The organism is Actinotignum urematis (genome assembly GCF_051264595.1).
Lineage (GTDB): Bacteria > Actinomycetota > Actinomycetes > Actinomycetales > Actinomycetaceae > Actinotignum > Actinotignum timonense_A.
The window spans coordinates 1-18,407 of sequence record NZ_JBOZBG010000001.1; the positions used below are offsets into that span (position 1 = coordinate 1).

Sequence of the window (18,407 nt, forward strand, 5' to 3'; positions counted from 1 at the left end):
CCGGCTACCCGTCACCGCCTTGGTAGGCCATCACCCCACCAACAAGCTGATAGGCCGCGAGCCCATCCCCCTTCACAAAAGCTTTCCCAAACAATCCATGCGAATCATCCAGAATATTCGGTATTAGACCCCGTTTCCAAGGCTTATCCCAAAAAGGAGGGCAGGTTACCCACGTATTACTCACCCGTTCGCCACTAATCCACCCAACAACCAAAGATTGCTAGGTTTCATCGTTCGACTTGCATGTGTTAAGCACGCCGCCAGCGTTCGTCCTGAGCCAGGATCAAACTCTCCACAAAAAAACTGTAAGAGAGCAAGACAATATCTAGCTCAAACAAAAAACATATATAACAAGAACAAAACACACCACCAACACAACACAACCAAACACCACATAAAAACACAGCATCCAGTCACTATCTATTGGAGTGCTACCTGTCCTTGCACACACCCACACAACCACACCAACCAAACTAACAACAATGATCAGTCAACTTGGTTAGGTCATGTGAACAAAAAAATTTCACGTAAAAAATATATTAGTCAGACACGCTATTAAGCATCCAAACACCATATCCACACCCCACAACCAGCCACCCGAATAAACACAGTAACCAGTACGGAGAGAATCATTCACGCTCAAGAAGAGCAACCCCGTTAGCCTACCACCGTGGCCCGGTTCTTTCAAACCCGGCATCCTGTGGACTAGAACATAATCACGAGGATTTCCGTGTCGCTTCGAGGCGTTTCCGGCTCTCGGCGACGGATAACAAGCTTACAAGCCCACCCCGCTAGACGCAAATCAAACCAGAGAGACACCCACCACACCCAGCCCAAACACCCAGAAAACCAGGGAAAAACAGGGAAAAGCACGCCCAAAACAAGGGAACACCGGGGAAATCCCCTATCTACACTGATCCCCCATCCATTTACACCAATTCGCGCACCCTGGTATATAGATAGCGGCGGCGCTACCACCGGTAACGCCGCCGCTATCTACCACGATCTATCCCGCTTCACACGCGAGAGCCGTTCTCCGTTCTTGACTAAGCCCTCTACTCCGCCACGCGAATAACCGCGAGGTTCTTCTTGCCCTTGCGGAGTACCACAACGCCACCGGGCAAAACATCCTCGCTGCTGAGCACGTCCGCTTCCCCAACCTTGCGGTTGTTGATATTTAGGCCGCCGGACTTTGCGGTGCGCCGCGCCGCGCCCAGTCCGCGCTCCTGGCCCGTGGCCACGAAGAGTTCCGGAATGGGAGTTCCCAGGCTCGCGCTCGCCTGCGGCAGTTCCGCCACCGCATCACGCAAGGTATCCGCATCCAGAGCGGCCAAGCCGTCACCGCCGAAGAGGGCCCGCGAGGCATTCTCCACCCGTTCGGCCACGTCCGCACCGTGCACCCAGGTCGTGACGTCTTGCGCCAGCACCCGCTGCGCACGCCGTTCCTGGGGCCGCTCGGCAACAGCCACCGCCAATTCCTCGATTTCTTCCCGAGTGCGGAAAGTGAAGACCTTGAGCATATGCACCACGTCTTCGTCAGCGGTATTGAGCCAGAACTGGAAGAACTTGTAGGGGCTGAGCATCTCCGGGTTGAGCCAGACAGCCCCGCCTTCGGATTTCCCGAACTTCGTGCCATCCGATTTAGTAATGAGCGGATTCGTGAGCACGTGCACCGACTCCCCCGTCACCTTGCGGATGAGGTCCATGCCGCCCACGAGATTACCCCACTGGTCATTCCCGCCCACTTCCAGGGTGCAACCGTAGCGGGTGAAGAGCTCCAGGTAGTCATTAGCTTGGAGTACCTGGTAGGAAAATTCGGCGTAAGAAATGCCTTCATCAGATTCCAGGCGCCGCGCCACGATGTCCTTGGAAAGCATCGTCCCGAGCCGGAAATGTTTACCCAGGTCACGCAGGAAATCAATCGCAGAAAGCTGCCCGGTCCAATCCAGGTTATTGACGAGCCGCGCCGGATTATCACCCTCGAAATCCAGCAGGCCGCGCAGCTGCCCAGCCAGCGATTCCACCCACCCAGCCACGGTATCCCGCGAATTGAGCGTACGTTCGGTCGAGGGACGCGGATCCCCAATGAGCCCGGTCGCACCGCCCACTAGCACCAGCGGATGGTGCCCGGCGAGTTGGAGGTGCCGCATGAGCTTCACGGCGACAAGGTGGCCGTGGTGCAGCGAAGCCGCCGTCGGATCAAAACCGCAATAGAAGGTGACCGGACCGGAGTTCAGCGCGCTCCGCAGCGCGTCAATATCCGTATGCTGGGCAATCAGCCCGCGCCATTCCAGTTCCTCAAGAACGTCCTTCACGTCTCGTATCCTTCCCTTATGCTTCGCGCGCCACGGGCCTTTCCGTAACGTCACGTCCGGACGTTATCACGCCCGGTTTCTTCTTGCCACTATTTTTTACGACGACGCCGCATCGGTCGCGCTGCGGGCGAAGCCCTCCGCGCGCCCGATAGATTCCCGCACACTCGCCAGCTGCTCAGCAACCTGCTCCGGGGCGGTGCCGCCCGCCCCGCGCCGGGCCCCTACAGAGGCGGCCACCGTGAGTACCTCCCGGACATCCGGGGTGAGCCGCGTGTCGATGGAGTGCAGCTCGTCGTCGTTCATATCCCATAATTCGATCCCGCGCTTTTCGCAGAAAGCGACCGCGCGTCCCGAAATCTCGTGGGCTTCGCGGAACGGGACCCCACCGCGCACCAGCCACTCCGCAATATCGGTGGCCAGGGAGAAGCCTTGGGGTGCCAGTTCGGCCATGCGTTCGTAATTGAGCACCATGGTTTCCACCATGCCCGCAACCGCGGGGAGGAGGAGGTCGAGGGTGTCGATGGCGTCGAAAACCGGCTCTTTATCTTCTTGGAGATCGCGGTTGTAGGCGAGTGGGAGCCCTTTGAAGGTGGCCAGCAGTCCGGCGAGGTCGCCGATGAGGCGCCCGCTTTTGCCGCGGGTCAATTCGGCCACGTCCGGGTTCTTTTTCTGGGGCATAATCGAGGAGCCGGTCGCGTAGGCATCATCAAGGGTGACGAAGCGGAATTCGCGGGTATTCCACAAAATAATTTCTTCGGAGAGCCGGGAAAGATCCACCCCGATCTGGGCGCAAATATAGCTAAATTCGGCTACCAAGTCCCGCGCGGCGGTGGCGTCGATGGAATTGTGTTCCGGGGCCCTAAATCCCAGCTCTGCCGCGATGGCCTGCGCGTCCAGGCCCAGGGTATTCCCCGCCAGCGCCCCGGCGCCGTAGGGTGAGTACGCCGCCCGCTTATCCCAGTCCTGCCAGCGCGCGATATCGCGCAGCAGGGGCCAGACGTGGGCGAGCAGATGATGGGCCACCAGCACCGGCTGGGCGTGCTGGAGGTGGGTGCGCCCGGGCATGACCGCATCCCCGGCGCGCTCTGCCTGGGAGACGAGCGCCCGCACTACCGCCAACAGCTTGCCACTCAGGTACCGGGCGGCGTCGCGCAGGTACATGCGGATGAGGGTGGCGATTTGATCATTGCGCGAGCGCCCGGCCCGCAATTTGCCGCCCAGCTGCGGCCCGGCTTCGGCCAGCAGAGCGCGCTCCAGGGCGGTATGCACATCTTCGTCGTCGGGGGCCGGGGTGAGTTCCCCGCTGGCTACCCGCTGCCCGAGGATGTCCAGCGCGGCGAGCATCGCTTTAAGTTCAGCTTCATCCAGGAGCCCCGCTCCGGCCAGCGCCCGCGCGTGGGCGCGGCTGCCGGCCAGATCATAGGGCGCCAAGCGCCAATCAATATGAGTCGAGCGTGAAAGTTCGGTCAGGGCATCGGCGCTGGCGCCGCTAAAGCGCCCACCCCACAGGGCGAGATGTTCAGTCATTGCACCATTCTAAGCGCCGCTACTTTCCCGCGGGAAGTGCCACATCAAAGCCCTGTGCCCCGATAGCGGCCAGCAGTCGCCCGCGCCGCGCCACCGAGCCGCTCAGGCGGGTGGGCACGTACTCGGTGAAGGGCCCAACCGGCTTTCCGTAGCGAATATCAACCCAGGGCGCGATGGCGGCGTCGTACTCCCGCAGCGATTCCACCGCCGATTCCGGTTCCTGGTAATGGTCAGTGAATACGCGCAACCCGGCATCCATACGGGGTTTGAGCTCCGGAATCCGCTCCTGATTGGGATAACCCATAATGAGGCCGATAACCGGGAACGTGAGTTCGGGCAGCTCAAGCACCTGGCAGATACGTTCGGCGTCGTTCAAAATAGAACCGAGGTAGGTAGTACCCAAGCCGTTGCTTTCCGCGGCCACCACGGTGTTCTGCGCCGCGATCATGCAATCCGCAACCGCGGCGTTAAAGGCGTCGTAACTACGGGCGCCCGCGCCCTCGCCGCCCCGCTCCTGGCAGACGCGCCAGGCGCGGCGGGTATCCGCCACAAAAATCCACAATTCGGGTGCCTGCGCCACGTAAGCCTGGGTGCACACCTCCGCAATGGCCTGGCGGCGGGCCGGAGCCTGGACTCGAATAATGGTGGCGTATTGCATGCCCTGCGAGGTGGCGGCGTGCAGGGCCGCGTTCACCAGTGTGGCGGTGAGTTCCTCGCCGAGGGGCCGGCCGTCGAAATCGCGGATGGTGCGGTGGTTAAGTTGGGTGCGGAGGGTCGCCGCGGCAGCGTCGCGAGCAGCGTTGCCCGCGGTGCCGTTCGCATCGCCGCCCGCGGGAAGCGTTTCTTCTGAAGTTTTTTGTGAAGTATCCATATGCGTATTGTCCCACGCTTGGGCCGGGGCGCAAGATTCGTCACAGCTGAGGTTCGCGGGGAATGCTGCTATGCTGGCACCCGTACCGGGACTGCTGTCTCTGCTTGCTCGCCTCCGTGCGGGCTCTTTTTGTGCATGCGCCCGGGATTGCCGGTTCTGCCGCTCTCCCGCCGCTCACCTTTGTACACCACAGCATCGCAGAGTTACCGGAGCTAGTGTGCGCTCGTCTCACGGCTAGAACTATGCCGGAAACGTGCGCGTTGTTGTGAAGGATGGAATGGAAAATACGCGTTATTTCACGATTCCGGGTTCGGACCGAACGTATGACCGCAATAAGCTCCTCGTGGTGCTCATCGTTGCGCTGGTCATGTCGCTTATCCAGGTCAGCTCGGTCAATAATCTGCTTCCCATTATCGAAACGGGGCTGAATGCCGGCCGCGGCGATATTCAATGGGTGCTCTCCGGCTATTCCCTGGCCTTCGGGCTGCTGCTGGTGCCCGCGGGCCGCATGGGCGATATTTTCGGGCGCTCTTCGCTGTGGATGATCGGGATGGCGGTGTTCACGCTCGGCTCCCTGCTGTGCGGGGTTGCCAGCGACGCCCTCATCCTCAATATCGCACGAGCCCTCCAGGGCATCGGTTCGGGGATTTTCTCGCCCCAGGTCACCGGCATGATTATGCAGTATTTCGACGGGCACGCCCGCGCGAAAGCTTTTGCCTATATGGGCCTGGCCATTTCCGCTTCGGTGGCCGTGGGGCCGCTGCTCTCGGGTAGCCTCGTCCAGCTCTTCGGCCCCGTGGGGTGGCGGTGGTCCTTTATTCTCAACGTCCCGCTTGGCCTGCTTGGTTTGGGGCTGGGTATTTTCTTGCTGCCGTTCCTGAAGGAACGGCGCGCTATTGGCGACGACGCCGCCAAGATCGACGCCGCCTACCGGGCGGAAATGGAACGCCGGGGCCAACCGGTTGGCCGCCGGCGCGGGCATCGCCTCGACCTTGACCCGATGGGAATGACCCTGCTGACCCTCGCGGTGCTCTGCCTCATGCTGCCCTTTATGTCTCATTTCGCCTGGCGCTGGGCGCTGCTGGGCGGTGGGGCTCTCCTTGGCTTGGCCTGGGTGCTCTGGGAGCATTCTTATGCCAAGCGCGGGCGTATCCCCATGGTCAATTTGCGCCTCTTCCGCATCGAATCATTCAGCTTCTGCACCTCGATTACCGCGATCCAATTCCTGGGAACCACCTCTGTTTTCGTGGTACTGGCGATGTATCTCCAGCAGGGCATGGGATTCAATGCCTTGCAGGCCGGATTGCTCGGCCTGCCCAATGCGATTGCTTCGGCCTACGCCTCGGTGTGGGCGGGGCGCTACGCGGTGGCCTGGGGCCGGCATGTCCAGGCCGGGGCTTTCGCGCTCGCGCTGGTCTCGCTCGCTTCCAGCATTCCGCTGGCCGCCGGGGTCGCGTACGCGGGCTGGAGCCCGTGGTGGATTTCCCTGCCGATCTGCGTTTTCGGCTTCGGGATTGGCGTGATCGGTTCGGTCAACCAGACCCAGGCGATGATCGACGTTCCGCGCGCCCACGGCGGTACCGCGGGCGGGGTCCAGCAGACTAGCCAGCGTATTACCACCGCTATCGGCAATGCCATGGTGACCGCAATCCTCTTCGCTTTCGTTAACGAGGGCACCCCGCGTGGGGATGGGGCTTGGTTCACCGGTTACGCGGCTTCCATGGGGACGATCTGCGTTATCGTGGCGCTCGCCCTGACTGTCTCGATTATTTTCATGCGACGGCCCGCCTCACCGGCGATGCTGCGCGCCCGCGAGGGGAAGTAAGCCGAGGAAGTAAGCCGGGGAAGTAAGCCGGAATCGCCAGCGCAGGCGCTCTGGACACCTCTATTCGCAGCGCCTGTAGGACTCTATTCGCAGCGGGATAGCTCCGCACATCATCAACGGGGCCGAGGTCGTGCATAACGACCCCGGCCCCGTTCTCTATATGTCGTATCGCCTAATCCGCGAACCTTAGCTCGGCTGTACGGGCGAAACTAGTTCAGCCGCGCTCATACGCCCGAGTTCAACCGGGCGAGCACATTAGTTCAGCCGCTTAGTTCAAGCGCGCCGGCGGGATAGCCACCCCGCGCCCGAAGGTTACGTCGCGCGCGGCGGCGAGCTTGGCAGGCAACCCGGTCAGTTCGATGAAGCCCTTAGCGTGGGACTGGTCGAAGGAGTCACCGGCGTCGTAGGTAGCCAGGTTGAAATCGTAGAGGGAGGCGTCCGAACGCCGCCCGGTCACGGTGGCACGCCCGCCATGCATAACCATACGAATATCGCCGGAGACATAGCGCTGGGTATCTTCGATATAGGCATCGAGGGAGCGCTTGAGCGGGGAGAACCACTGGCCTTCGTATACGATATCCGCCCAGCGATCCGCGACCGTGCGCTTGAAGCGCGCCTGCTCGCGATCCATGGTCACATTTTCCAGCTCTTTATGGGCGGAGAGCAGCGCCATGGCGCCCGGTGCCTCGTAAATCTCACGGGACTTGATGCCAACGTAGCGGTCTTCAACCACGTCGATCCGGCCAATCCCCTGCTTTCCAGCTCGCTTATTGAGCTGTTCAATAGCTTGCAGCGGGGTCACGGCTTCGCCGTCGATTTTGACCGGAATACCACCCTCAAAAGTGATGATCACTTCATCGGGCAGCGGCGGGTAAGTGGGATCGTCCGTGTAGGTATACACATCCTTGGTGGGTGCATTCCACAGGTCTTCGAGGTACCCGGTTTCAATAGCCCGGCCCCACACATTCTGATCAATGGAGAAGGGATTATGGTGGGTGGTTTCGATGGGCAAATTGTGCTTATTGGCGTAATCAATAGCGAATTCGCGGGTGAGCGCGAGGTCGCGCACCGGGGATAGGCAGGCCAGATCCGGTCCCAATTGGGTAATGCCGTTTTCGAAACGGACCTGGTCATTGCCTTTGCCGGTGCATCCGTGCGCCACCGTGGTGGCCCCGAATTGCCGGGCCGCGGCCACCAGGTGCTTCACGATAACCGGGCGGGAAATAGCGGAAATAAGCGGGTAGGCGTCCATGTAAAGCGCCCCGGCCTTGAGGGCCGGCATGCAGTACTCGCTGGCGAATTCATCGCGGGCATCGGCGATATAGGCTTCCACGGCCCCGCAATCGAGGGCGCGCTGGCGAATGGTCTCCAGATCCTCGCCGCCCTGGCCCACATCCACGGCAACCGTGATGACTTCGGCTCCGGTTCGCTCCCCGATCCAGCCGATCGCCACCGAGGTATCCAGTCCGCCCGAATAGGCGAGAACTACCCGCTCCTTCGCCATTATTACTCCTTTTTCTCCCCCATCGCGAGGAGGTGTTGCCTGATCTCTACCGCGCGTTCTTCGCTGCGGGCAATAACCAGCACGGTGTCATCTCCGGCAACGCAACCGAGCACACCGTCCAGGCGCGCCCGGTCAATTCCGGCGGCGAGTAGCTGCGCGGCCCCGGGCGGGGTACGCAGCACGATCTGGTTGAGAGCACATTCGGCGCTGAGCAGTATTTCACGAGCCCACCGCGCCAGGCGCTCCCCCGTATCCATCGTCTGGTCAGCGATGCGATATGCCATCGATCCGTCCACCCGGATCTTAACGGCCCCTAAATCGTCTAAATCGCGGGAGAGCGTAGCCTGGGTGACATCCACCCCGGCACGAATGAGATACTCCCGCAGTTCATTTTGGGAACCGATGAGATGAGCATCCAGAATCGAGGCGATAAGCCCTTGGCGGGCAGTGCGACTCGAAGGAATTCCGGCGGTCACAATGATCCTTTCGCATCACCGGGGCACGCGAACCGACGACCCGCGTCCCCCTTGCATTATAATCATACGCGCCAATGCAAGTTTTTGCATTACACGCGGCGGGTGCCGGCCCGAGTCAGGCAGACACCCGCATTAATGATGCCACGGCGCGCGCAAAGTCTCGGTAACGTTCCATTTCCGCACGGAACGGCGCCAGCACGTTTTCGCGGACTTCCGTTTCAATAGCGGCACGTGCCCGGATGGTCACCTGCCGTTCCAGGCGCTGCGCTCCCCGCGTGCGCGCGGCCCGCGCGATCATACTTACGACGACGCCGCACACCACGCCGGCCACCAAGCAGATAAGGCTCGCTCGGCGCAGCCCCAGCGGGAGGATCACTCCCCCGGCCCCGGTAATGATTCCAACGCCGAGCCCCAGCGCGCCCAGCACCAGTGCGGCGAAAGCGAGCCATTGGAGGGCAGCGGCGCAGCCCCACCAGCGGGGCTTATGCCAGGTCTGGCTTTCCCGCGCGATAATCCGGGCGACGCTATCGGCAAGCCGCGCGGCCTGCCGGGAATTTTCATCCCGCATCGCCCCGCGCCAGGCACGCGGGAGGAAACGGGTGGCCTGGACCGTGAATTCCGCCAGCGCCACCCGAGTTTTTTCCACCGCTCCGGAGCTGGCCACCGCATCAGAGCTGTCTGTCACGTATGACCTGGCATCCGAATGCGACGTGACTCCCGCTGTGGAACTCAGCACAGCATCCGTACCGCTTCCCTTCCCACCGCCGTTCCAGCTGCCGGGACGGGCTCGCCTGCCCCATCCGCGCAGCAGTGGCCAGGAGGTGGCGCGCCGCGCTGCCTTCCGGTAATGGCCTGCCGCTTCGCGTGCTGCGGCGCTGAGCCCGCCCGCGCGTGCCAGGCCGGCAACAAGCTCGCCTACCCCGGCAATATCGGTGAGGTCACGCGGATATCCGCCTTGGTCAATGAGGTTCTCCGTGAGCGCGGCTCCCGCGGTTCGCACATCCGCGGCGAGCTTTTCCGCCGCGGCGCTCTTCCCCGCCGCGATTTCTACGAGCGCCCCGCGGATCTCATCAATACCGCGCCCGGTGAGCGCGGAGGCCGCCACAATATCCGCGCTTACTCCTTCCGCGGCGAGGATACGCCCCAGATCCGCCACAATTGCTTGTTCATCGGCCGCGCCCAGGCGATCCACCTGGTTGATAACGATGAGCAGGGAGGAATGATATTCGCCCATCGCGGCCAGGAAATCTTCGTGCACCACGGCATCGGCGTATTTTTGCGGGTCGAGTACCCAGATCACCACATCGGCTCGGGCGATAATACGCTCGGCCTGGGCCCGGTGGGTCTCCGCCGTGGAGTCAATATCGGGAAGGTCCACGAGCACCAGGTTCGCGGTGGTATCGGGAGCTAGCTGGAGTAGAACTTTGCGTTCGTGCACCCCGAGCCAATCGAGCACATCGGAGGCGTGACGCCCCGAGACCCCGAGGGGTGCGCGGGTGGCCGGCCGGGTGGCAGCCACCCCGGCCACCTCCTGGCCCACAATGGCGTTGAGCAGGGAAGATTTACCCGAGCCGGTGGCGCCGGCCAGGGCCACCACCGTGCGGTCGGTTCCTAGCAGCCCGCGTTGGCGGGCGCGGTCGAGCACATCGCGCACCTGGCTGCGCACCGATTCGTCGAGGTAGTCACCGCCCAGATCCAGGGCCTGCTCCAGGTTCTTTAATCCAGTGGGGAGATCCATCCGCGCCTCCCTTCCGCGCTGCGCATCGCCTCGTCTAGCTCGTTTAGAGCATCTGTGCTGATTCCCAAGCGTGCGATTTCCTCTCGGTAGGGTGCGGCGGTGGCCGCGAAGAACTCGTCGGTGCGCCCGAGGAGATCCTCGGTGGCGGCGGTGGCCATGCGGCGAACGGCGTCGTCGCCGAAAATAGCTTCCAAAACGCGCTGCGCCACCACGGCCGTTCCCCCGGCGATCGCGACTTCCCCGCCGGTGAGGCCGGCGGTGTGGGCGAAGACGACGAGCATGAGCGCCACGCCCACCGCGTTGATGCCGAGGGAGAGGATGCGCGCGGTGAGCTGTTTGCCGCGTCCGCGCTCGCCGAGCATATCCATGAGGGAGCGGCGCCAATCGCGCACCAGGGCCCCGGCGGCTTCCCGGCGCGCCGCGGCATGAGGACGGGCCGCAGTATCCGTACTCTGGGCCGCGGTATCATGCCCGGTATCTGCCGCCGACGCATTATTCCCGGCCGTGGTATCTGCACCGCGGGCTTCGACCGCGAGGACGATTCCGGCTCCGGCCGCGCTGCGTTCTAATTCGGTGGCAAGGCGGGTGGCGAGGCTGGCGTCCGCGGTGAGGAGCATCTCGGTGAGGGAATCTTCGATGGCCTCCCCCACGGCCTCCTCGCTCGAATCTCGGCCAGCGGTGCGCCGCAGGCTCAGCCGGTCGCGCCAGCGCGTCACGCCGGATTGCAGGGCGCGGGCCCACTGCCCACTGCCGAGCATCTCATGCCAGCGGCGCAACACCTCGCCGCGCAGCACGGTGCCATCCGCAATAGCGGACTCGATACCGGCGCGCGTTTCTTTCAGCGCGGTGGTGACATCCGCTTCTAAACGCTCGGCTTCCTCGACCTGTTCACGGTACGAGGCGCGCGCCTGCGCGCAGGTGTCAGCCAGACTGCCGAGTGCCCCGGAAAGGGTCTGGCGCGCTACCGAGGCGCGGGAGCGTTCGTCGCGGGCGAGCCCGGCAAGCCATTCGCGCAGCGGAGCCACATCGGCTTCCGGAATGCCCGGCGCCTCCGGGTACTCCGTGATAACAAAAAACGGGGCGCTGCCCAGGCCGCGTTCCTCGAGCCGGCGGATGAGATCGGGGCGAATCACCGCGGCATCCCCCACCGGAACCCGATTGAGAACCACGGCGATAACGATATTGCGCGCGGCGGCCTCATCCAGGAGGGCCCAGGGAATCGCATCCGAGTAGCGCGCGGCGGTGGTAACAAAAATCCACAGATCAGCGGCCTGGAGCAGCTGCCCGGCCAGCCTGCGGTTATCCCCCTCGACCGAGTCAATATCCGGGGAGTCCACCAGCGCCAAACCGCGCGGCACCTGAGGCGATTCCACCAGGCGAATGTCGCCGCTCGCCTTCGCTGCCGGAGCGCCGCTAGCCGCAGCTGCGCCGTCGCCGCTCAGGCGCGCGAGCCCGGGGAAAATACGGTCGTCGGAAAACCACGCCTCCTCCCCGGGAGCGTGGGCGAGCACCGGGATCCGGGTGGTGGGGCGCAGCGCCGAGGACGCGGTAACCGGAGCACCCACCAGGGCGTTCACCAGGGCTGATTTACCCGAACCGGTGGACCCGCCCACCACCGCCACCAGCGGCGCATCCAGGCAGCGCAGGCGCGGGAGCACGTAGTCATCGAGTTGGTGCAACCCGTCCGTGCGGGCATCGCGCCCGTCGGCCGCGCCCGGGGTGGGCAGCGGGAAGCTCAGGTTTCCCAGCGCCTGGCGGACCCGCTCGAGAGAAGGCAGGCGACTCACGGCATAATCACCCGCGGGAAGCGATCTTCTTCCGGCGGAGTCCAGGTATCCGGGTCAGCGGGGACCTGGGTGCCCGAGCGCACGTCGCGGACCTGTTCACCTTCCGACGTCGTAAACCATACAAAAGGAATGCCGCGCTTATCGGCTGCCTTAATCTGTTTCCCGAATTTCGTGGCGTTATGCGAAACGTCCGCGGGAATACCGCGGGCACGCAGGCGCGCCGCGATGGTGGAGGCGTGGTGCCGCTCGGATTCATCATTGACCGCCACGTACACGGCCGTGGGAACCTTGCGGCTGGCGCGCAGCAGATCCTGGTGCAGGAAGCGCGCGAGCAGGCGCGAGACCCCGATGGACAGCCCCACGCCCGGGTAGCTGCGGTTCCCGGCCGTGGCCAGGTTATCGTAGCGCCCGCCCGAACACACCGAGCCGAGATCTTCGTGCCCTTCCACCGTCGATTCGAAAACGGAACCGGTGTAGTAGTCCAGGCCGCGCGCGATGGACAGATCGGCGCTCACCGACCCGGGGATAAGAGAGTTCGCTTCGGTCACGAGCGTTGCGAGTTCTTCCAGACCTTCTTCCAAAAGCGACGACGACGCGCCGAGCGCGCGGACTTTGTCAACGAACGAGGCATCTTCGGTGGTGATACCCGCCAAGCTCAAGGCAAGTTTCGCCTGCTCCTCGCTTGCTCCCACGTGTTCGGAGAGCAGCTCGGTCACCACCTGCGGGCCGACCTTGTCGAGCTTATCGAGGATGCGCAGGGTTTCCTCGGTATTTTCCAGGCCGATGGCTTCGTAGAAGCCCTGGGCGAGTTTGCGGTTCGAGGCACGCACCCGCACCCGTGGGATGGGGAGCTTGCTCAGCGCATCCACCATGACGAGGGGCAGCTCAATATCGTGGTGGAAGGCGAGGGTATCCTGGCCGACCACATCAACATCGGCCTGGTAAAACTCCCGGAAACGCCCATCCTGGGGGCGTTCACCGCGCCAGACCTTTTGGATCTGGTAACGCTTGAAGGGGAAATCGAGCTTCCCAGCGTTCTCCAGCACGTAGCGGGCCAGCGGCACGGTGAGATCGAAGTGGAGGCCAAGGCCGGAATCCTGGCCCTCCTCCCCCTGGAGGCGGCGCAGCACATACACTTCTTTGGAGGTTTCGCCTTTGCGCAGCAGCTGATCCATAGGTTCGACAGCGCGAGTTTCCACCCCCGAAAAACCGTGCAGTTCAAAGGTGGAGCGCAGGGTGTCAAGAACTTTCTGCTCCACAATGCGGGCTTGCGGGAGCCATTCGGGAAAACCGGAGATCGGCGCAATTTTCATAGGTACTATTCTTTCACTTCATCGCAATATAGGCGCGCAGGTACGGCGAGGCTTTGAGTTCGCGCGCCAGGGTGGAGGGTTTGCCATGGCCGGGGAAGAAAATCGTGGAGCCGTCCACCTCGGCAACGATAGTGCGCAAGGAGGCGCGCATCAGCGCATCGTTCCCGCCCGCGAGGTCGGTGCGGCCCACCCCGTCGCGGAAGAGCACATCTCCGGTGATCATGAAATTCTCCCCGAAGCCCCAATCGGGAAGCTGCGGAGTTTCCGGATCCGCTTCAAAACGCCCCGAGAAGAGGAACACGGTTGAGCCTTCGGTATGCCCGGGGGCGGCGATGGCGCGCAGGTGCACGCCGGGAACCAGCTCCGTTCCTTCCCCGTATATCTCTTCGGGAAGGGGCACGATCTTCTCCGGTTTCACCCAGGCGCGCCCCCCGGTGGCAGCCAGAACAAGCGGCGCGTAAAAAGCATTGGCAATGGGATTATCCAGCCGGTAGGCATCACCTTCGGCGATATAGCACGGTACGCTCGAGCCGGCTACCACCCCGGCATCCCATACGTGATCCCCGTGCCCGTGGGTGGCCAGCACCGCGCCCAGGCGCAGGTTACGGGAGGCCAGGGCGCGCTCCACCCAGGGCGCGCTTCCCGCTCCCGCATCAATAACCAGGGCGACCCGGTGAGTAGGGTCGGCCATAATATAGCAATTCGCCTCCAGGGCAGTATCGGAATACCGCAAGAAAATCATGCATTAACCGTATCCTTTCTCCCGATTTTTTCCTACTGACACCCGGAATCCCTTTTACCGTGGCACAATTGTGGTATACCGTAAGAATTAAAATTGTCCCGCGGCGTGTACCGCACGCCTCTTTCTCCACAAGGAGTAACAATGTCCACAGCTCATCCCGCTCAGCCCGCTCCCGCGCCGCTGGATCCGGCCGCCGTCGCCAAAGCCCGTCCGTTCGGGCGTGTGGACGACGAAGGGAAGGTGTGGCTCAAGGATGGGGATACCGAACGGGTCGTTGGCCACTACGCGGCTTCCGGCACCGAAGATGATGCCCTGGAATTCTATATCCGCCGCTATATTGACCTGGATACCCAGGTGAGCCTGGCAGAAACGCGCGCCCACCACGTATCTCCCGAAGAAAGCCGCAAGTCAATCGCATCCTTGCGTAAGGAACTGGCCGAACCAGCCGCCGTGGGTGATATCGCGGCGCTGCGCACCCGCCTCGATAAGCTCGAAGAAGTCGTGGCGGTGCGGGCCAAGGAATACGCGGCCCAGCGTGCCGCGGCCAAGGAAGCTGCCCTTCAGGAGCGCACCCAGATTGTGGAACGCGCTGAGGAAATCGCCAACGCGAATCCGCATACCATCCACTGGCAGAATACCCGCGCTGAGCTCAATGATCTTTTTGAAAACTGGAAGCGCGCCCAGCGCCAGGGTGCCCGTATTGATCGCCCCACCGAAGAAGCGCTCTGGCGGCGTTTCGCTACCGCCCGCTCCACCTTTGATCGGGCCCGGCGCAACCACTACAAGGAATTGGATGTGCGCCGCAGCCAGGTGAAGGCCACTAAGGAGAAGCTCATCGCGGAAGCTGCCGCGCTTTCCTCCTCCACCGATTGGCGGGAAACCGGGGATCGCTACCGCGAACTCATGGATGAGTGGAAGCGGGCCGGGCGGGCCGGGCGCCGTGATGACGATAAGCTTTGGGAGCGTTTCATGGCTGCCCGTCAGCCTTTCTACGATGCCCGGGACGCGCATTTCAGCCAGGTGGATAGCCAGTACGCGGAAAACCTGGCCGCCAAGCTCGAATTGGTGGCGGAAGCCGAAGCTCTCCTTCCCATTACCAATGTGGATGAAGCCCGCGAAAAGCTCCGTGAAATCGGGGAACGCTGGGATGAGATCGGCTTCGTGGCCCGCGGTGATATTGCCCGGACCGAAGGCCGCATGCGGGAAATTGAAGAGAAGGTCCGCGCGGCGGAAAACGACCGCTGGAATCGCACCGATCCGGAAAAGCAGCAGCGTTCTTCCGGGATGGCCGCCCAGCTCGAAGCGCTTATTGCCGAACTCGATGAGGAAATCGCCCAGGCCCAGCAAGCCGGTGATGAAAAGAAGCTCACCGAGCTGAACGAAGCACGGGCCGCTCGCGTGGCCTGGCTCGAGCAGGTCAATAAGGATCTGTAACTTTTCCTACCTGTGGATAAACGCAAGCCGCTCTCCCCGCCTGGGGATAGCGGCTTGCGCTATTTTCTTCGCCATCGCACACTCTCGGTATGTATGTGGATGCGGTGCAACGCCTGGATATCAATGCTGGTTTGCTGGTGGAATATGCGCCCGGGCTGGTGTGCGCGGCTGATTGCGCTGCCTATCGGGCGCTGCGGGCCTCTCTTCTTGCCCCGTTGGTGGGAAGAGGCGCGATTGCCATCACCCTGAGCGCATTATGGGTTCATACCGGGTATTGGCCGGCGGACCGGCTGGTGCGGGTCTGTAGCGTGCGGGTGAAGTCCCGGGCTCGCCGCAAGCCGCCACCCGAGGAACGCCAATCAATAGCCGGCTTGTGCTTGACTACCCTGCCGCGCACGATCGCGGATATTTTCCACCAGGAAGAACTTCACCTCGCGATTACCTGCGCGCTGGACGTGGCGCGGCGTCGCCTTCTCAACGCTGATGAGTGGGACGCGGTAGCACGCAGCCTCGCCGGGCGGCAGCATGCCGCCGCCCGCAGTGCGTTGCGTGCCATTGCCCTGCGCTAGCCGCGCGGGGGTTCCACCCGGCGCTGATTGGCGGGCTTCGAATTGGTGACCCGGTAGGCGTCGTACACGCCTTCGATCTTGCGCAGATCCGCGAGCACCCGGGCCAGGTGGTGGGGATCGGCCATCTCAAAGGTGAAGGTGTTACGCACCATGCGTTCCTTGGTGGTCATCATATTGCCGGCCAGGAGATTCACCCCGTTATCCAGCAGAGCCCTGGAAATATCGGAAAGCAGGCCTTGGCGATCGAGGGCGTCCACCTGGACCTGGATCACGTAGACAGCTTCGGAATCATCGGCCCAATGCACCTCGAGGAAGCGCTCGGGTTGCTTTTGCAGCTGTTCCACATTGGGGCAATCCGCCCGGTGAATCGATACTCCCGAGCCGCGGGTCACGAAACCGACGATGGCATCGGGGGGAACCGGGGTGCAGCAGCGGGCCAGCTTGACCATAACATCGCCGGCTTCCATGCCCTGAACCACCACGGCGTTATCGGTACTCGCGGTACTTCGCCGCCGCGAAATACGGTTCGGGGTCACGGCCTCCGCCAGGGTTTCTTCCACCCCGGCCTGCCCACCCTGGGAGGTAATGAGGTTACGCACCACGGTTTCGGGGGAAATATCCCCTTCCCCGATACCGGCGTACAGATCATCCACGGAACTGCGCCCGGCTTCCCGCGCGACTTCCGCGAGGGTGTCATGGCTCATGAGGCGCTGGACGGGCTGATTGCGCTTGCGGATAGCGCGGGCCAGCTTATCCTTGCCTTCTTCCACCGCTTCATCCCGGCGGCTCTTCTTGAACCACACCCGGATCTTGGCGCGGGCGCGCGGGCTGGCCACAAAATCAAGCCAGCCAAGGGAAGGTCCGGCATCCGGGCTTTTCGCGGTAATGATCTCAACCGTATCGCCCGATTCCAGCTTGTGGTCCAGGGTGACAAGCCGGTCATTCACCCGCGCACCTACGGTGCGGTGCCCCACTTCAGTGTGGACGGCATAGGCGAAATCGACCGGGGTGGCACCCGTGGGAAGTTCCATGACTTCCCCGGCCGGGGTAAACACATAAACCTTATTGCCGGAGATCTCATAGGAGAGTGATTCGAGGAATTCCGCCGGATCCGCGGTTTCCCGCTGCCAATCGACCAGCTGGCGCAACCAGTTAAGCTGCGTGGTTTCTTCATCGACTTTCGCGGCACCGCCCCCGCGCTTGGTGGCATTCGGGTTTTCTTTGTAACGCCAGTGCGCGGCCACGCCGTATTCGGCGCGTCGATGCATATCGTAGGTGCGGATCTGGATTTCCAGGGAACGGTTATCCGGGCCGATGACCGTGGTGTGAATTGACTGGTAGAGGTTGAATTTCGGGGTGGTGATATAGTCCTTGATTCGCCCCTGAATCGGCGTGAAAATCGTATTGGCCACGCCCAGAACCGCGTAGCAATCCGGGATGGTTTCTACCAGCACCCGCACGCCCACAAGGTCGTAAATATCCTCGAAGTCCTTACCCCGCAAAATCATTTTCTGATAGATGGAGTAATAGTGCTTGGGGCGGCCGGTGATCGTGCATTTGATATGGGAAGTCTTGAGCTCCCGCTCCAAGATCGCCTTGATTTTCGCGATATACGCTTCGCGTTCCGGGGTGCGTTCTTGCACCAGGGATTCGATTTCGGCGTAGACCTCCGGGTACATGGTTTTGAAGGAAAGATCTTCAAGTTCCCATTTAATGGAATTCATGCCGAGGCGATGCGCGAGAGGCGCGTAAATTTCCAGGGTTTCATGCGCCTTGGAGCGCGCCTTTTCCTGCGGCATGAAACGCCAGGTGCGGGCATTATGAAGCCGGTCGGCAAGTTTAATGAGGAGTACGCGGATGTCTTTAGACATCGCGATAACCATTTTGCGTACGGTTTCAGCCTGCGCGGCTTCCCCGTATTCGACCTTATCGAGCTTCGTGACCCCGTCCACGAGGAGTTCCACGGTGGAACCGAAATTCTCCCGGACCTGCTCGAGGGTGTATCCGGTATCTTCCACCGTGTCATGGAGGAGGGCTCCCACGAGAGTGTCCTCATCCATACCGAGTTCGGCGAGGATGGTTGCCACCGCGACCGGATGCGTAATATACGGCTCTCCCGAGCGCCGCTTCTGGCCGCGGTGGCATTCCTCCGCCACGTTATACGCCCGGATAATGCGTTCCTTATCCACATTTCCCAGGGCGCGCATAAGGGGTTCCAGGGCATCAGGAACCTGGCTGGCCGTGCGTCCGGTCAACCACGATAGCCGCGATAGTACCCGCGGACCTTGCGATTCCGACATGCCCTA

At 62.4% G+C, this 18,407-nt stretch carries 13 protein-coding genes and 1 rRNA gene; 3 read left to right on the forward strand and 11 right to left on the reverse strand.

The features are described from left to right. The 4 genes from ACRQDJ_RS00005 to ACRQDJ_RS00020 all read right to left on the reverse strand — a co-directional run. Positions 1–299: ribosomal RNA gene (locus ACRQDJ_RS00005) — 16S ribosomal RNA — on the reverse strand; the annotation flags it as partial. Between the two features lie 756 nt (positions 300–1,055). Further along, the gene (gene tyrS / locus ACRQDJ_RS00010; RefSeq protein WP_284889506.1) at positions 1,056–2,315 is read right to left on the reverse strand and encodes a tyrosine--tRNA ligase; all 1,260 of its coding nucleotides are present in this window, start codon (positions 2,313–2,315) and stop codon (positions 1,056–1,058) included. A gap of 96 nt (positions 2,316–2,411) precedes the next feature. Next, positions 2,412–3,842, reverse strand: coding sequence for an argininosuccinate lyase (gene argH, locus ACRQDJ_RS00015; protein ID WP_435717708.1), 1,431 nt, complete (start codon positions 3,840–3,842; stop codon positions 2,412–2,414). 19 nt (positions 3,843–3,861) lie between these two features. Next, positions 3,862–4,713 carry a nitroreductase family protein gene (locus tag ACRQDJ_RS00020; RefSeq protein WP_284889508.1) on the reverse strand — a complete coding sequence of 284 codons (852 nt, stop codon included), beginning with the start codon at positions 4,711–4,713 and terminating at the stop codon, positions 3,862–3,864. A gap of 277 nt (positions 4,714–4,990) precedes the next feature. On the opposite strand from ACRQDJ_RS00020, the gene ACRQDJ_RS00025 reads away from it, so the two are divergent. Then, positions 4,991–6,538 carry an MFS transporter gene (locus ACRQDJ_RS00025; protein ID WP_026428864.1) on the forward strand — a complete coding sequence of 516 codons (1,548 nt, stop codon included), beginning with the start codon at positions 4,991–4,993 and terminating at the stop codon, positions 6,536–6,538. Positions 6,539–6,806: 268 nt separating this feature from the next. Here the strand turns inward: ACRQDJ_RS00025 and ACRQDJ_RS00030 are convergent, their stop codons facing one another. The 6 genes from ACRQDJ_RS00030 to ACRQDJ_RS00055 form a co-directional block, all read right to left on the reverse strand. Next, positions 6,807–8,042, reverse strand: a complete 1,236-nt coding sequence (locus tag ACRQDJ_RS00030) for an argininosuccinate synthase (RefSeq protein ID WP_284889509.1) — start codon at positions 8,040–8,042, stop codon at positions 6,807–6,809. 2 nt (positions 8,043–8,044) lie between these two features. Next, a complete protein-coding gene (locus tag ACRQDJ_RS00035; RefSeq protein WP_087070718.1) occupies positions 8,045–8,518 on the reverse strand; it encodes an arginine repressor in 474 nt (157 codons plus the stop codon). 115 nt (positions 8,519–8,633) lie between these two features. After that, positions 8,634–10,256 (reverse strand): dynamin family protein, encoded by a 1,623-nt coding sequence (locus ACRQDJ_RS00040; RefSeq protein WP_284889510.1) that lies wholly within the window; start codon positions 10,254–10,256, stop codon positions 8,634–8,636. Continuing rightward, entirely contained in the window at positions 10,235–12,043 is a 1,809-nt protein-coding gene (locus tag ACRQDJ_RS00045) for a dynamin family protein (RefSeq protein ID WP_284889511.1), read from the reverse strand. The genes ACRQDJ_RS00040 and ACRQDJ_RS00045 overlap by 22 nt, the downstream gene beginning before the upstream one ends. After that, the gene (gene hisS, locus ACRQDJ_RS00050; RefSeq protein WP_087070714.1) at positions 12,040–13,356 is read right to left on the reverse strand and encodes a histidine--tRNA ligase; all 1,317 of its coding nucleotides are present in this window, start codon (positions 13,354–13,356) and stop codon (positions 12,040–12,042) included. Before hisS ends, ACRQDJ_RS00045 begins: the two co-directional genes overlap by 4 nt. A 13-nt stretch (positions 13,357–13,369) precedes the next feature. Continuing rightward, positions 13,370–14,098 carry an MBL fold metallo-hydrolase gene (locus ACRQDJ_RS00055; protein WP_284889512.1) on the reverse strand — a complete coding sequence of 243 codons (729 nt, stop codon included), beginning with the start codon at positions 14,096–14,098 and terminating at the stop codon, positions 13,370–13,372. Between the two features lie 141 nt (positions 14,099–14,239). Here ACRQDJ_RS00055 and ACRQDJ_RS00060 point away from each other — a divergent pair, with 141 nt between their 5' ends. After that, positions 14,240–15,532 (forward strand): DUF349 domain-containing protein, encoded by a 1,293-nt coding sequence (locus ACRQDJ_RS00060; RefSeq protein ID WP_087070712.1) that lies wholly within the window; start codon positions 14,240–14,242, stop codon positions 15,530–15,532. An 89-nt stretch (positions 15,533–15,621) separates the two neighbouring features. Continuing rightward, positions 15,622–16,101 carry a hypothetical protein gene (locus ACRQDJ_RS00065; protein WP_284889513.1) on the forward strand — a complete coding sequence of 160 codons (480 nt, stop codon included), beginning with the start codon at positions 15,622–15,624 and terminating at the stop codon, positions 16,099–16,101. Here the strand turns inward: ACRQDJ_RS00065 and ACRQDJ_RS00070 are convergent. Then, entirely contained in the window at positions 16,098–18,401 is a 2,304-nt protein-coding gene (locus ACRQDJ_RS00070; RefSeq protein ID WP_026428856.1) for a RelA/SpoT family protein, read from the reverse strand. The two genes, ACRQDJ_RS00065 and ACRQDJ_RS00070, sit on opposite strands and share 4 nt — an antisense overlap. Between the last annotated feature and the right edge of the window lie 6 nt (positions 18,402–18,407).